Origin of the sequence: Streptomyces sp. NPDC058457 (assembly GCF_042720695.1) — a bacterium.
Taxonomy (GTDB): Bacteria; Actinomycetota; Actinomycetes; order Streptomycetales; family Streptomycetaceae; genus Streptomyces.
Window position 1 is genome coordinate 38,315 of the sequence record NZ_JBHXLU010000036.1, and the last position, 14,744, is coordinate 53,058.

General features: G+C 68.9%; 12 protein-coding genes. 7 read left to right on the forward strand and 5 right to left on the reverse strand.

The window, feature by feature from the left end; genetic code table 11:
• Positions 1-5: 5 nt before the first annotated feature.
• Both ACFWPS_RS26550 and ACFWPS_RS26555 read left to right on the forward strand, forming a co-directional pair.
• Complete coding sequence (locus ACFWPS_RS26550) at positions 6-860, forward strand: NmrA family NAD(P)-binding protein (RefSeq protein ID WP_383708732.1); 855 nt, start codon at positions 6-8, stop codon at positions 858-860.
• A 2-nt stretch (positions 861-862) separates the two neighbouring features.
• Entirely contained in the window at positions 863-1,315 is a 453-nt protein-coding gene (locus ACFWPS_RS26555; protein WP_383708734.1) for a nuclear transport factor 2 family protein, read from the forward strand.
• Between the two features lie 806 nt (positions 1,316-2,121).
• Here ACFWPS_RS26555 and ACFWPS_RS26560 read toward each other — a convergent pair.
• Positions 2,122-3,240, reverse strand: a complete 1,119-nt coding sequence (locus ACFWPS_RS26560) for a fatty acid desaturase family protein (protein WP_383708736.1) — start codon at positions 3,238-3,240, stop codon at positions 2,122-2,124.
• A 7-nt stretch (positions 3,241-3,247) separates the two neighbouring features.
• Entirely contained in the window at positions 3,248-4,303 is a 1,056-nt protein-coding gene (locus ACFWPS_RS26565) for a ferredoxin reductase (protein ID WP_383708738.1), read from the reverse strand.
• Between the two features lie 87 nt (positions 4,304-4,390).
• Between ACFWPS_RS26565 and ACFWPS_RS26570 the strand changes: the two genes are divergently transcribed.
• Positions 4,391-5,530 (forward strand): PucR family transcriptional regulator, encoded by a 1,140-nt coding sequence (locus tag ACFWPS_RS26570; protein ID WP_383708740.1) that lies wholly within the window; start codon positions 4,391-4,393, stop codon positions 5,528-5,530.
• A 563-nt stretch (positions 5,531-6,093) separates the two neighbouring features.
• Positions 6,094-6,432: a thioredoxin family protein gene (locus tag ACFWPS_RS26575; RefSeq protein ID WP_383708741.1), complete on the forward strand. Its 339-nt coding sequence runs from the start codon at positions 6,094-6,096 to the stop codon at positions 6,430-6,432.
• A gap of 95 nt (positions 6,433-6,527) precedes the next feature.
• Here the strand turns inward: ACFWPS_RS26575 and ACFWPS_RS26580 are convergent, their stop codons facing one another.
• Positions 6,528-6,734 (reverse strand): hypothetical protein, encoded by a 207-nt coding sequence (locus ACFWPS_RS26580; RefSeq protein WP_383708743.1) that lies wholly within the window; start codon positions 6,732-6,734, stop codon positions 6,528-6,530.
• 156 nt (positions 6,735-6,890) lie between these two features.
• Positions 6,891-7,856 (reverse strand): ketopantoate reductase family protein, encoded by a 966-nt coding sequence (locus ACFWPS_RS26585; RefSeq protein WP_383708745.1) that lies wholly within the window; start codon positions 7,854-7,856, stop codon positions 6,891-6,893.
• Positions 7,857-7,925: 69 nt separating this feature from the next.
• Here ACFWPS_RS26585 and ACFWPS_RS26590 point away from each other — a divergent pair, with 69 nt between their 5' ends.
• Complete coding sequence (locus tag ACFWPS_RS26590; RefSeq protein WP_383708747.1) at positions 7,926-8,555, forward strand: TetR/AcrR family transcriptional regulator; 630 nt, start codon at positions 7,926-7,928, stop codon at positions 8,553-8,555.
• Between the two features lie 29 nt (positions 8,556-8,584).
• Here the strand turns inward: ACFWPS_RS26590 and ACFWPS_RS26595 are convergent, their stop codons facing one another.
• On the reverse strand, positions 8,585-9,664 hold the full coding sequence (locus ACFWPS_RS26595) for an IS630 family transposase (protein WP_383708817.1): 1,080 nt from the start codon (positions 9,662-9,664) through the stop codon (positions 8,585-8,587).
• A 517-nt stretch (positions 9,665-10,181) separates the two neighbouring features.
• Here ACFWPS_RS26595 and ACFWPS_RS26600 point away from each other — a divergent pair.
• Together ACFWPS_RS26600 and ACFWPS_RS26605 are read left to right on the forward strand one after the other, a co-directional pair.
• Positions 10,182-10,508: a hypothetical protein gene (locus ACFWPS_RS26600; RefSeq protein ID WP_383708749.1), complete on the forward strand. Its 327-nt coding sequence runs from the start codon at positions 10,182-10,184 to the stop codon at positions 10,506-10,508.
• A 1,934-nt stretch (positions 10,509-12,442) separates the two neighbouring features.
• Positions 12,443-14,458, forward strand: a complete 2,016-nt coding sequence (locus tag ACFWPS_RS26605; protein WP_383708819.1) for a discoidin domain-containing protein — start codon at positions 12,443-12,445, stop codon at positions 14,456-14,458.
• Positions 14,459-14,744 lie beyond the last annotated feature (286 nt).

Genomic DNA, 14,744 nt, shown 5'->3' on the forward strand with positions numbered 1-14,744 from the left:
GGGTCATGACTGAATCTCCGCAGACCACGCTCGTTCTCGGCGGCACCGGCCGCACCGGTTCGCTTGTGGCGAAGAGGCTCGCCGAGCGGGGGCGCGGCGCCCGTACCGCGGCCCGTCACGGCGCCGACGTGCTGTTCGACTGGGACAGCCCGGCCACCCACGCCGGCGCCCTGCGCGGCATCGACAGCCTCTACCTCGTCACGCCCGTCATGCGCATCGCGTATGCCGGCCAGGTGGCGGCCTTCCTCGACCTCGCCGAGGCCGCCGGCGTTCGCCATGTCACCTATCTGAGCACCTACGGCGCCGACGGCGTACCGCCGCAGATCGACATCAGGGCCGTCGAGGCCGGCCTGGCCGCCCGTTCGGCCTTCACCCACTCCGTCGTGCGCCCGGCCTGGGTGATGCAGAACTTCGCCGACGAGCATCTGCCCGTCGTCGACGGGGTGATCACGGTCCCCACCGGCAGTGGCACCGAGGCCTTCGTGGACGCGGCCGACATCGCCGCCGTCGCGGCCGAGACGCTGCTCGCCCCCGAGGCTCATGCCGGGGCCGTGTATGCGCCCACGGGCCCGCAGGCCCTCACGGTCGGTGAAGTCGCCGGTATCATCACCGCCGTGACCGGACAGTCGGTCAGGCACCGGGACCTCGACCCCGAGGTGTGGATCGGCGGTGCCGTCGCCGCCGGAATCGTGCCCGCCGGCTACGCGGTGATGCTGCGGTGGCTGACCGGCGCCATCATCTCGGGTCACGGCTCCGTGCCCAACGACGACATCGAGAAGGTCACCGGCCACAAGGCGACGACCTTCCGTGAGTTCGCGCGGCGCAACGCCCGTGCCTGGACGGCAGCGGCGGCCCTGTGACCATGGCCAGTGAGAACGCCATCGAGAACCTTGAGGATTTCGCAGCCTTGGAGCCGTTCTTCCGGATCGTCCAGGAGGGCCTGGCGGGCCTGGCCGACGGGGAGCACTTCTTCGACCTTTTGGCCGAGGACGTCGTCGTCGAGTACGTGGTCTCCGTCCCCGGTTACCCGCGCCGGGTCGAGGGCCGACGCGCGGTCGCCGACTTGTACCGCGGCTACGGGGATGCGATGGTCCTGGCCGGCGCGGACGGGCTGGCGGTCCACCACGACACCGGCACGTCCGTGGTCGTCCTGGAGTACGCCGTGCACGGGCGGGCGGTCCGTACCGGGCGCGCCTACGACAACCACTTCGTCTCCGTGATCACCATCAAGGACCGCCGTGTGACGCGCTGGCGCGACTATCTCGACCCCGTCGCCGTCTTCCGGGCCCTGGGCTGGCCGGCAGAGCCGCGCTGAGAGGCTGTTGCCGTTGCGGTCTTGCGGGGTGTTGGCCGGACGGGGGTCTCGTTCGGGTGATCGCGGCGAGTGCCGGGCATGGAGAACAGGGTCCTGGGCAGCCGGGTGGGTGTCTGGGCCGACGGGCTGTCCAGGGGGCCCCTGTTGTCGCATGGGTGCGGCCTCGGGCCGGTCGGGTCCGGTTCGACTGGCCCTGCCGGGGGTGACTGCCTCGCGGGCCGGTTCGGGAACGCCGCGGGCAACGGCAGGTGCGAGCGGGGCCGTCCCACGGGCATGACGGACGGGGAGGGGGCCGTGGTGCGTCCGCCGTTGCTGCAGGCCGCGGGACCACCTGAGCACGTACTGATGCCTCCGGTACCTGTCATCCGGGAGCCGCTGTGTTTGGGCTGTGACGCGTAGAACTCGCAGCTCGGCGCCGCTTCCGGGGCTGCGTCCTGCACAGTCACCGTGAGCTCGGGCGGTCCCGGATTCGGTGGTGGGGCTGCCGCGCGGTCTGAGTGCTGGCGGCGACCAGTGCCACGACACGCTCGACTTCGGCTGACCAGCCCATGGACAGGCCCGGAACACCGAGTGCGCGTACGCACCCGACTACCGGCCCGACCACGGCAGGTCAGCGCACCACAACAGCTCGCCGGGGGCTGTGTGCTGAGCTCCTGGCGCACGTCCAGGCAGCGCAGCCGGACACCGGGCTGCCCGGATCCCGTGTCGTACGGTCTGCTGTCGCGGCCGCCCACCGTCCGCAACGGATCTCGCCGAACCCGGCGATGCCGCCGGTACGGCCGAACGATCTGAACCCATACCGGGAATCAGGCCGCGACGAGCTCCTGCTCGCGGTCCGGCGTTTTGACCTTGGGCTTCTTGTTCGGCAGCGAGAGCCGGAAGACCTTGTGCCACGCGGAGAACACCTGCTTGGGCAGCGGCCCGGTGACGTACTCCAGCTCGTACTTCTCGAACAGCGCGCGCACCTTCACCGCGACCTCGGCGTATCGGTTGCTCGGCAGGTCCGGGAACAGGTGGTGCTCGATCTGGTGCGACAGGTTGCCGGTCATGAAGTGCATGGCCCTGCTGCCGCTGATGTTCGCCGAGCCCATCATCTGGCGCAGGTACCACTGGCCGCGCGTCTCGCCCTTGATCGACCGGCGCTCGAAGACCTGCACGCCCTCGGGGAAGTGCCCGCACATGATCACCGAGTGGGACCAGATGTTGCGGACCAGGTTCGCGGTGAACGTGGCGGCGAGCGTGGTGAGGAACGACGGGCCCGACAGCAGCGGGTGGATCACGTAGTCCTTGAGCACCTGCTTGCGGATCTTGCGGCCCACGGCCTTGGCCCGCGCGCGGAACTCCGGGTTCTTGCGGCGGCGCTTGTGCAGGTTCTTGCCGAGCTCCAGGTCGTACGCCGCGATGCCGTACTCGAAGAAGCAGGCGTTGATGAAGTTCCACAGCGGTTGGCCGAGGTGGAACGGGTGCCACTTCTGGTCCTCGTCGACGCGCATGATGCCGTAGCCGAGGTCGTTGTCCTTGCCGATCACGTTGGTGTACGTGTGGTGCAGCTCGTTGTGCGAGTGCTTCCACTGGTCGGCCGGCGAGACGTGATCCCACTCCCAGGTGGTGGAGTGGATCTTCGGGTCCCGCATCCAGTCCCACTGGCCGTGCAGGATGTTGTGGCCGATCTCCATGTTGTCCATGATCTTCGCCACGGACAGCCCGGCCGTGCCGATCAGCCACGCGGGCGGGAAGATCGAGAACAGCAGCACGCCCCTGCTGGCCAGTTCGAGCTTACGCTGCGCCGAGATGACCTTGCGGATGTAGGCGGCGTCCTTCTCGCCGCGGCCGGCGATCACCTCGTCGCGGATCGCGTCCAACTCGCGGCCGAGCTCCTCGATCTGCTCCGCGGTCAGGTGGGCGGTGGGGTCGATGGCGGTCAAGGTGCTCCTACCGTTCGATGTCGCAGGGGCCCGCCGCGGCGGACACACAGGTCTGGATGAGGACGCCCGGCTCGGCCTCGGTGATCTCGCCGGTGCGCAGGTCGCGGACGGCGCCCGCCTTGAGCGGCGTGACGCAGCCGAAGCAGATGCCCATGCGGCACCCGGAGGGCATGAGCACGCCGGCCTCCTCGCCGATGTCCAGCAACGGCGTGGCGCCGTCCGCGTCGACGGTCTTGCCGGTGGCGCTGAACGTGACCTCGCCGCCGTCGCCGGCGACGACGATGCCGGGGCGGAAGCGTTCGGTGTGCAGGCGCTCTTGTACGCCGTGCCCGGTCCAGTGCTCTTCGGCGGCGTCGAGCAGGCCCGCGGGCCCGCAAGCCCAGGTCTCGCGCTCGGCCCAGTCGGGCACGAGTTCGTCGAGACGGGCGATGTCGAGCATGCCGTCCGTGTCGGTGTGCACCTCGGTGAGCCGCAGCTTCTTGTCCGCGACCAGGTCGTGCAGTTCGTTGCGGAAGATCACGTCCTGCGGCTGTGGCGCGCAGTGGACCATGACGACGTCGTCGAACTCGGTGTCGCGCAGCATGCCCATCACAGGCGTGATGCCGCTGCCGGCCGTCAGGTAGAGCACCTTGGCGGGCTTGGCCTGCGGCAGTACGAAGTCACCGGTCGCCTGGTCGAGTTGGATCAGCGTGCCCGGTTTCGCCCTGCGGACCAGGTGGTTGCTGACCTTGCCGTCCGGGATCGCCTTCACGGTGATCGTGACGCGGCCGTCCTGGCGCTTTGCCGGTGAAGTGAGCGAGTACGCACGCCACAGGCGCACCCCGTCGACGTCGACCCCGATCCGCACGTACTGACCGGCCGTGTGGCCGCGCCAGCCCCGTCCCGGCCTGATCACGATGGTCGCGGCGTCACCCGTCTCGAGGTGCACGGCCTCGATGCGCCCACGCAGGTCCGCGCCCGCACGCAGCGGGCTGACCAGGTCGAGGTAGTCCGACGGCAGCAGCGGCGTCGTGACCATCTCCAGCAGTTTCCACGCCCTACTGCGGAGGGCCGCACTCGTCATGACTCCAGCTTGCTGCGCCTCAGGGCGTAAAGTCCTGACCGCAGGATGTGAATCTGGTCGGCTGAATTGTTCGTAGGGAACAAAAACGTGAGTCATGCAATCCAGAGGGCCAGCGAACTGGCCCTGGATGAGACGACGGTCACCGCACTTCGGGCCGCGCTGAGGACCACTGCCGACGAGGTCGTCCAGGCGATCATCGACGAGGTCCCTCCCTACGCCAACGCCCTTTCGGGCCGCATGGGCGGCACCATCCGCCGAGCCGTCCGCACCGCCCTGGGGCACTACCTGGACCTCGCGAGCGGGAACGCCACAGGCGGCGACGCCGGTGACGCAGCCTACGAGCTGGGCCGCGGCGAAGTCCGGGACGGCCGTTCGATGGACGCCCTGCTCGGCGCCTACCGCGTCGGCGCCCGTGTGGCCTGGCGCTGCCTGGCAGCGGGTGCCGTACCCGCAGGTCTGCCCGCCGCCGAGGTCGCCAAGTTCGCCGAGCTGACCTTCGCCTACATCGACGAGCTCTCCGCCGCGAGCGCCGCGGGCCACGCCGACGAACTGGCCGCCCGGGGCAGGGCCCACGAGCGCCACCTGGAACACCTGGCCCGCGACCTCCTCGCCGGCGCGAGCCCGGACGTACTGCTGGCCTCTGCTCAACGGGCCGGGTGGCAGCCTCCGGTTTCACTGACCGCGGTCCTGCTGCCCGCCGCCCAGGCCCGGCCTGCCTACCGCACGCTCGACCCGGGCACCCTCGTCCTCGACGATCTGCCGGACGCCACCGGTGTGCTGCTCGTCCCCGATGCCGACCGATCACATCTTTTGCGGCAGCTGACCGACCGCACCGCCGTGGTCGGCCCGGCCCGGCCATGGGCTCGTGCGTCCGCCTCGTACGCACGAGCCGTACGCGCGCGTTCCCTCTCCTCTGATGTCCGCGACACCGAGGACCACCTGCCCGAGCTGGTGCTGAGCGCCGACGCGGCCGCGTTCGCAGACCTGCGTGCCCGAGCCCTCGCACCGCTGCTGACCTTGCCTGTCGCCACCGCACGGCGGCTGGAGGAGACGTTGCGGGCGTGGCTGCTGCACCAGGGCAGGCGGGACGAGGTGGCGGCGGCGTTGTTCGTCCATCCCCAGACAGTCCGGTACCGGATGTCGCAGCTGCGGGAGCTGTTTCCGGATCTCGCATCGCCACACCGGGTCCTTGAACTGACGCTGGCGGTCGGTCTTCGGGTCAGCTGACGCGTACTTCGACCGTCCACGACCGCGTCCGCGAGCGGTCCAGGAATCGTGCCTCGTTCTCGGTGCCATCAGAGCTGGCTCATGCGGCCCGGGAAGAGCGGTATGAGCCAGCTGAGACCGGGGGTTGATGTGAAGACCGGACAAGGCCTCGGGAAGCCCGTCGGGGGCGCTGTCTCCGAGAAGCGCGGTGACGGATACGGCTCGACTGGATCCGGTGGACGATGCGCACCGGCCCGCTCGGCGACGCGCTCATCGAGCAGCTGGTCGATGATCTGGGCCGCTGGGCCCTGGAAAACGGCATTCATGTCTTCGCGGAGACCGCTGTCCTGGCACGAGCTGACCCGCGGGCGCGCGGCGGGCTGCAGCTGGGTGACCGGCGGGGCGGCCAGGCCGGGTCACCGGGGCGCGGGGGCCCGGCCGCTCGCGCCGGGGACCACCGTGGTTCTGCGACGGCCCCGTGCCTCCCTTCCGACAGGTCAACCGGACGACCAGCCGAGCCGGCCTGGCACACCGCGCGAGAGATGATGGGGATGGAATGACGGAACGTGAGGGCAGGAGCTTCCATGACGAAGCGGGTTCACCGACCCCGTGAGGACGCGGAGTTCGATTTCATCCTCGGGATGAGCGGAGTTCCGGTCCTCGCATACTTCACCGGGACATGGCCCAAGGCAATCGAGCCCTGCCGGGTGATGGACCTCGTCGTGGGTGGCATCGCCGACGACTACACGGGCCGCCTGACGGTCGTCCGCGCCGACATCACGCGTTGTCCGGCCGCAACCGAGCGGTACGGGATCACCGGAGCCCCGTCCTGCGTCCTGCTGAAGGAGGGAGAGGCGGTGGCGCACGGCACGGGGCCTATGACCATCGCCGAGGTACGGAAGTTCCTGGACGGCCACCTGTGAGCGGCCGCTGCGGCACGTGGCCGCGACGCCCGTCACGTCTCGTCCATGGGAGCTGCGCGGCCTGAGACACCTTGGGGCTGAGACACCCCCACAGGTCACATAACGCCGTCCAGGACCAGGCCGGGCGGTAGGCGCATCGCGGCCATGGCCAGGTCCATCCAGAGCGCGGTGACGTCGCGGCCGGTCCTCGACTGCAGCCGAACAGCTTGCGTCGGCCGATCGGCGGCCGCCCGTCGGCCGGCGGCCAGCACGGCGGGCTCGTGGGGAAAGCACTCGCTGCTCGATCCCTCCGGCAGGGACACTGCGGGGTAATGAGTGAAGGGTGACCTGCTGGCGCCGCATCAACCAACGTTCGCCCTGTAGCGCCGCGCTATTTGAAGGACCTGGCCGCGAGGGGGGAGAAAGGCACGCCAACTCCGAAGGCCGGACGCTCCATTGCTACCGAAACGGTCATGAGGTCAGCGGTCGCCGTCCGTGGAGCCAGCGGAGCCGGGTTCGATGACTGTGGGACTGGCGGTGGTGTGCGTGGTGAGGTTTTCGCCGTCCTGGGTCGCTTGGCAGGCTCCCGCAGGGGCACGGAGCTGTTCGGCCAGCCGCTCGAGTTCGGCCGCCGTGGCAGGCGAGTGGTCGCTGAGTCCGCTGTGCACGGCCGTCGGGCTCTTCAGGAAGCGCCGGAGCACGGCCACGAGGAGCCCTTGCGGCAGAGCCCGCAACGCGGCGAACGCGCGAGGTACCGGCGGCGTCTCCATTGCGGCGAGGTTCTGCCGCATGAGGTGGAGCATGCCGCGGACCGCGTCCGGGTCGTCGGCCAGCGCTACCGGTCCGCCCGCCGCGCGTACCGCCTGACCGAGCGGGACCTCGAACGCGGCGTGCGTCCTGAGCCAGGCATCCATCTGCGGCTCGGCCTCGGCGTTGATCCCGGTGGTACGGAATGTCTCCACGATCCGTTCCAGTCGCGGGGTGGTACGGCCGTCGGGCTCGCCGATCGGCATCGCGACCCGGCGGGTGATGAAATTGGTCTTGCGGTAGCGGACCACGTCGCCGTCCATCGTGCCGCCGGTCATGGGGAAGCCGAGCAGCACCCGCTCGTGGCCGATCACCGCACCCAGCGTCTTTGGGCCGGCTGCCCAGTTGAGCAGGAACAGCACGTCACCTTGGACACCGGCGAGTGATTCCAGCGCTGCATCCACCTGGTGGGTGCGGACGAAGACGGTGATCAGGTCGTACCCGCCGTCCGGGTGCTCTGTCACCGGTACCGGCACCCGCCTGACAGGGCCGTCTTCCTCGGCGAGCTGCACTCCGTGCCGGCGCAGGGCGGTCAGGCGTTCGCCCCGGGCGAGGAGCGAGACGTCGTGGCCTGCCTCGTGCATGCGGGCGGCGAACAGGCTGCCGCAAACCCCGGCGCCGTACACGAGCAGCTTCATGACAGTCCTCTTCCATACGGTCGTTTGATTCATACGTTCGTTTCATTCAAACATATGTATAGTCCTGGTGTGGCGACCCCAGACACCCGCACCCAGATCCTCGACGCGGCCGAGCACCTCTTCGCCGAGCACGGATACCGCGGCACCTCGGTCCGAGCGATCACCAAACTCGCCGGAGCGAACCTGGCCGCCGTCGGCTACCACTTCGGCTCGAAGGCGGAGCTGATGGCCGCAGTCGTCCGCCGCGTGGTCGAGCCCATCACCGCTGCCCAGTGCGCCGGGCTAGACAAACTGCTCGCCCGGACCCCCGACCCGCCGGTCGGCGAACTGGTGGAGGCATTCGCGGGGCCGCTGTTCGACGAGATGCCGGCCGGCGACGAGGGCGGCGCCCGGACGTCCCGGCTGATCGTGACGATCCTCAGCGACCCGGCCGAGGAGGCGCGCAGCTGGACCGGCCCGGCCGAGGACTCGGTCCGCGAGCGCTACTTCGCAGCCTTCGCGCGCGTACTGCCCGGCCTTTCCCCGGAGGAGCTGTGGTTCCGGATGCGGGGGATCTTCGCCGTGACGGCCGTCGACCGCCTCCAGGTCCACCAGCAGCCCTCCCCTGGCTGCGTGTCCCCGGTAGCGGGCGAGGCGGCCCGGCGATGGGCGATCACGTTCCTGACGGCAGCGATGAGTGCGCCACCGATCCGGCCCTGACGACCCAGGACAGACCCCGGCGGCGCGGGTCAGGCGGCATTCGCCCTGCGGACGAGGGCAGCGAGGCGCTGGTCGGCGGCGTTCTTGTTCCGCCAGACGATGTGTCGGCGGACCATACTGCCCTCGGCCCCGATCCTGTTCAGCCAGGGGCTGTTGGTCGGGGTGTAGACGATCTCGGCGTTATTGGCAGCCGCCCACGCGCCCACCCGCTGGCAGCGCTTGGTCGTCAAGTGCGGCGCGTAGTTGTCACAGACGATCGCGATGCGTACGTCCGCCGGGTGCAGCGAGCACAGGTAGCGGCAGAATTCCAGGAACTTGCTGCGGTTCTTGGTCTTCTTGATGTGGCCGTAGAGCTGGTCTTTGCCCAGGTCGTAGGCTGCGAAAAGGTGGCGAACGCCGTGCGGGCGGGTGTAGGTGGCCCGGCGGCGCGGTCGAGGTTCGCGGCAGGGGTCCTTGCCCTTGCCGCCGCGTTCAGTCCACTGGCGTCCGGAACGGGGCTGGAGGTCGAGTGGGCCGAACTCGTCCATGCAGAGGACGACTTCGGGCTCGCCGGGTTCAGGTATCACTTCGCCGTCGGCGATGGCGTAGAGGTGATCGACCCGGGCCTTTTTGGCCTCGTAGTCCGGGTCTTTCGAGGTCTTCCAGGTCTTCACCCGTTGAAAGGTGACGCCTTCCTCGTGGAACAGGATGCGCAGTCCCTCGTGGCTGATGTCGTCGACCACCCCCTCGTGGACCAGGAAGTCGGCCAGTTTGACCAGGCTCCAGGTCGAGAACGGCAGGCTGTGCTCGGTGGGCTTGGGCTTGGGCTTGGCGATCTTCTTGATCTCCCGCCGTTCCAGGAGTGTGAAGGTCTTCGAGCGCCCGCCCCGGTACTTGGGGTAGAGCGCCTCGAAGCCGTCGGCGTCGAAGTTGTGCATCACGTCCCGGACCCGGTCCGGGCTTGTGAACGTCACCGTCGCGATGTTGTCGACCAGCATGCCCTGCGCGGACAACAAGACCATCTGGGCCCGCCGCCAGGTCACCACCGACCCCGTGCCCCGGCGCACAATCCGCAGCAGCCGCTGCCCGTCGTCGTCATCGATCTCTCGCACCCGCACACGCTCAGCCACGTCGTCGTCCAGCGGCGACGTGCCGCCCGCGTAGTACGCGGCCGCCGCTCTGACGGCCTCCTCGACCGCCTGCGCGTAGGCGGCGGCATCCATGAGCTCTGCCGCAGGTGTTGTCATGACCGGCATCCTGCCGCCCACCACTGGCGACGTGCCTTCCCGGGCTTCCCGAACCGACGGGGGAGCGCGGGTCTGGCGCCGTCCGCGGTGTTCTGTCCCGCTGCGGACCACCAGCTGGTCGTGTCCCCCGGGTGACGGGAACTCACCGTTCGCATCGCGCTGCGTGGAAGACAGGGGTTTGAGTGAGTGTCAGGTCCATCATGCCTGCTCGGACATGGTTTGCGGTAGGACGGAGCGCACGTTCGTTGAGGCTTGTCCGGGGTGGTGGCCTGCCCGCAGACTCGTCGTCATCCGCTCTCCGACGTCCGTGTCGGCATCCGTTCTGGGGTGTCGGCGCGTTCGTCGTGCTGTCTCGTCGTGGGACGGGTGCAGGTGGGGGTGGGGGAACGGAGGGGGATCGATGGACCAGGACATGGTCATGCGGGCGAGGGTCCGGTTGCTCAGTGCCAACCGGCGGGTGGTGCGCGGCGCCGAGGGGTTGTGGGTCTACCGCCTGCTGACGCAGGTCGAGCCGGAGGTGTACGGGTCGAAGCTGGCGTACGTTCTGGTGGAGGCCAGCGCGTCGTCGCTGGTGCGGGAGCTGCCTGAGCAGCGGCTGGCGCTGTTGGACGAGGCGGTTGCGGTGGCGTCGGCCCTGGGTGCCGCGAATCCCTACCGGGACAAGGTGCTGGCGAAGGCGTTTGCCGCCAGGCGGGAACTCGAGGGGCGGCAGCCACAAGGGATGTGAGACAGGTGCCCGTGCGCCGCAGGCCCCCTGCGGCGCACGTGAGCACCCAGACGCCTACGGTCGGCATGGAGGGCCCGCACGGCGACGTGGTCGTCAGCCGCGTGCGGCACGACTCCGCAAGTCATCAGGTGGCCCGAGCCCCGTGGACAGGGGACTCCGGGCGGCAGCGATCGATCAACTTACCCGGAATTCTGCAATCGCCCTGCCGGAAACTCGACGAGGCGGTCGCCTTCGCCTCGTCATCACCGTCAACGAGCAACCATCTGCCCCCATGGCTGTATGAGGTGTCTCGTCAGTGTTTCTCCGGCGGCGAAAGGATCCCGACAGACCAGGAGTCCGCAGTCCGGCTCTTCCTGTGGAAAGTGTTCGGTTGCACCGGATCGCACAAGGCAACCAAGACGTCCCCCTCCCGCAGCTCCACGGCTCCCCGGAACGAGCTGGTCCTGCTTTCCCTCGGGCGACGCACCAGAAATTCCATGTCATGGAGACCTGGCGCAAGTTCGAGGAATTGCGGTGCTTTCACGAAACGGTCTCGAGAACAAACCTCCAGGCCGTTCTCGCGGATGGACACGGTACCCGCTCTGTAGATGAAACTTCGGATCGGCTCTCTGGTTTCAGCAATCAGAAGAACCCCCGTTCTGCCGCTCCTCTGTGCTCTGCGCAGGCGCCTTCTGGCCCGCCAGGGCATCCGCCTCGCCTCATCGAGGGTTACCACGCAGAGAGCCGCATCGGATCTTTTCGTGGTCCAGTCGTCCTCGCGTCTGTCATCGCACCTCGAACACGGAGGCGGCGGCCGAGGGGTGCGTCCTGGGTGCCGCTGACAGTTCGGAGTCGCGAGTCCTGCAGTCTTGCTCGACCTGCGCAAGCCGATGAGACAGCGGCATCGCGTGCTCGGGTTCGGCAGCGGCCGGACCATCGACCGCCGAGGCGCTCGTCGCGGGGCTGAGGACGGGAGCGGCAGTAGCCGCAACGGGGACAACGGAGTTGAGCCCGGCAAGAAGGAGCAATCACCACTCCGGCTCTGAGCAGCCTGAAGCGCCGTAAGTCCATGAGACAGCCCCTGAGTCCGAACGGTTCCTGACGCCGCGACAATCAGCAGGTCATGAAATTGCCGCGGCCCGATCATGCCTTGGCACCTGTACCGAACAAGATCCCCTTTGTGCACAGAATTGCCCGTGACGTCTTTGCGTCACAGTGAACCTTCGGACCGACAACGGCCCTTCCCTCCCGAAGGGAGTCTTCCGCTCAAGGACTCCCGGGTATCGACTTCGAGGACCTGGTGGTGACGAAGCAGTACATCGTGGTCTGCCCCGGCAGATTCACCCTCGCCGTGCGCTCGGCGACCCTGTCGGTGACCCAGGCGCATCGGTGGCAGGCGTACGGGGCAGCCACTGGGCAGCCTCTCGGTGGGGTTCTTGTCGGCCTTCCAGCGGTTGGAGGCTGCGGAGACCGCGATCAGTGCGCGGGAGTCGTCGAGGTGGTTGGCGTAGGCCTCGTGTTCCTCGGTGGTCCAGGCGGAGGCGCCATGGTTCCAGACCTCGGCGAGCCTCTGCGTGAGCGGTGTGCTGTCCGGCACGGCAGTGACATGCGAGATGCCCCTGGCGGAGGGGGCGCGAGTGTGCCTGAGCAGCGGGTGGTCGCGGCTCCTGCAGTGGTGACCGGATCGGTCGCCTGCAGCGCGGCCACCCCGCGACCGTGGACGCGCGCCGTCCACGCGACCTCCGCCGGTATCGGTGACGGCACCGGCTGCCCCGGCATGTCAGGTCAGGCTTCCCGGACCCTTGACTCCGTCGGCGAGCAGCATGATCCTCGTCCCAGGTATTGCGCGGTTCATGACAACCCCATGGTTTCGCCAATCGCGCCCTCCCGACGACCGAGGGACGTGGACCGTGACGCCGACCGCGCGCTCGTACCGCAGACGCAAGCACGTCACCATGCTGTCGCTGCTGCTCCTGGTGCTGACCATGGCGCTCGGGCCCACCCCGAGTGCCGCGGCCGGCAACGAGTGGTGGATCCCGACCGCACGACCCGCCCCGGACGTCGAGATCGACGTCACCGGCGAGCCGTTCACCGGCACCGACTCGGCAGGAGAAGTACAGGGGTTCGTCGACGCGCACAACCACCTGTTCGGCAACGAGGCCTTCGGCGGCCGGCTGATCTGCGGCAAGGTCTTCTCCGAGGCCGGGGTGGCCGACGCCCTCAAGGACTGCCCCGAGCACTACCCCGACGGCACCCTCGCGCTCTTCGACTACATCACCCACGGCGGCGACGGCAAGCACGACCCGGTCGGCTGGCCGACCTTCGAGGACTGGCCCGCGTACGACTCGATGACCCACCAGGCCGACTACTACGCCTGGGTGGAGCGGGCCTGGCGCGGCGGCCAGCGCGTACTCGTCAACGACCTCGTCACCAACGGCATGATCTGCTCCGTCTACCCCTTCAAGGACCGCAGTTGTGACGAGATGACGTCGATCCGGCTGCAGGCGAAGATGACCTACGCGCTCCAGGCGTACATCGACAAGATGTACGGCGGCACAGGCAAGGGCTGGTTCCGGATCGTCACCGACAGCGCTCAGGCGCGGCAGGTCATCGAAGAGGGCAAACTCGCCGTCGTCCTCGGGGTCGAGACCTCCGAACCCTTCGGCTGCAAGCAGATCCTCGACATCCCGCAGTGCGGCAAGGAGGACATCGACAAGGGCCTCGACGAGCTCTACGCACTCGGCGTCCGCTCCATGTTCCTCTGCCACAAGTTCGACAACGCGCTGTGCGGCGTCCGCTTCGACTCCGGCGGCCTCGGAACGGCCATCAACGTCGGCCAGTTCCTGTCCACCGGCACCTTCTGGCAGACCGAGAAGTGCGCCGGCCCGCAACACGACAACCCCATCGGCAGCGCCGCCTCACAAGCGGAGGCGGACCTGCCGGCGGGCGTGGACGTCCCCTCGTACGACTCGGACGCACAGTGCAACAAGCGCGGTCTCACCGATCTCGGCGAGTACGCCGTGCGCGGCATGATGAAGCGCAAGATGATGCTGGAGATCGACCACATGGGGGTCAAGGCCGTCGGCCAGGCTCTCGACATCCTGGAGTCGGCGTCCTACCCCGGGGTGATCTCCTCGCACAGCTGGATGGACCTCGACTGGACCGAGCGGGTCTACTCCCTCGGCGGCTTCGTCGCCCAGTACATGCATGGCTCCGAAGGCTTCGTCGCGGAAGCCGCCCGGACCAAGGCGCTGCGCGACAAGTACGACGTGGGCTACGGCTACGGCACCGACTTCAACGGCATCGGCGACCACCCCGCCCCGCGCGGTGCCGACGCGGCGAACAAGGTGACGTACCCCTTCAAGAGCGTCGACGGCGGCTCCGTCATCGACAGGCAGACCTCCGGCGAGCGCACCTTCGACATCAACACCGACGGCGCGGCCCACGTCGGCATGATTCCCGACTGGATCGAGGACATCCGCCAGGTCGGCGGCCAGGACGTGGTGGACGACCTGTTCCGGGGCGCCGAGTCCTACCTCGACACCTGGGGGGCCACCGAACAGCACCAGGCCTCGGTCAACCTCGCCAAGGGGCGCCCGGCCACGGCCAGTTCGTCCGAGTCGAACCCGTTCACCAGCTACCAGCCCGGCCGCGCCTCGGACGGCGACGACTCCACCCGCTGGGCCAGCGACTGGAGCGACGACCAGTGGTGGCAGGTCGACCTGGGCTCCACCCACCTCGTCTCCCGGGTGACGCTGGACTGGGAACGCGCCTACGGCAAGTCCTACCGCGTCGAACTCTCCACCGACGGCACGAACTGGCAGACCGCCTGGTCCACCACGAGCGGCGACGGCGGCCTGGACACGGCCCGGTTCACCGGCACTCCGGCCCGCTACGTCCGGATCCAGGGTCTCGACCGCGGCACCGACTGGGGGTACTCGCTGTACGAGGTCGGGGTCCACAGTGCCTGAGGCGACGGCCGCCGACGGCACCCGTCGATCGCCGTCACCACCCCCTTACCCCTTTACCCCGCTCACATCGAGGGCTTCGTGATCTGACGGCTGCCCGCCGCAGCGGCTTCGTCCGCACGCGCCCTGTGCGGCAAGTCCGTCCCGACCACTCCGGCAGTCGCGTCGTACTGGGCCACCGGCTCCGCTCGCCGTTCGGCCCGTTCGGTGACGTGCTGCTGGAGCGTGGAGCGAAGCGACGGAGAACGGCGCCACGGCCGGACCGAGCACGCTCCTCGGCCACCTGCTG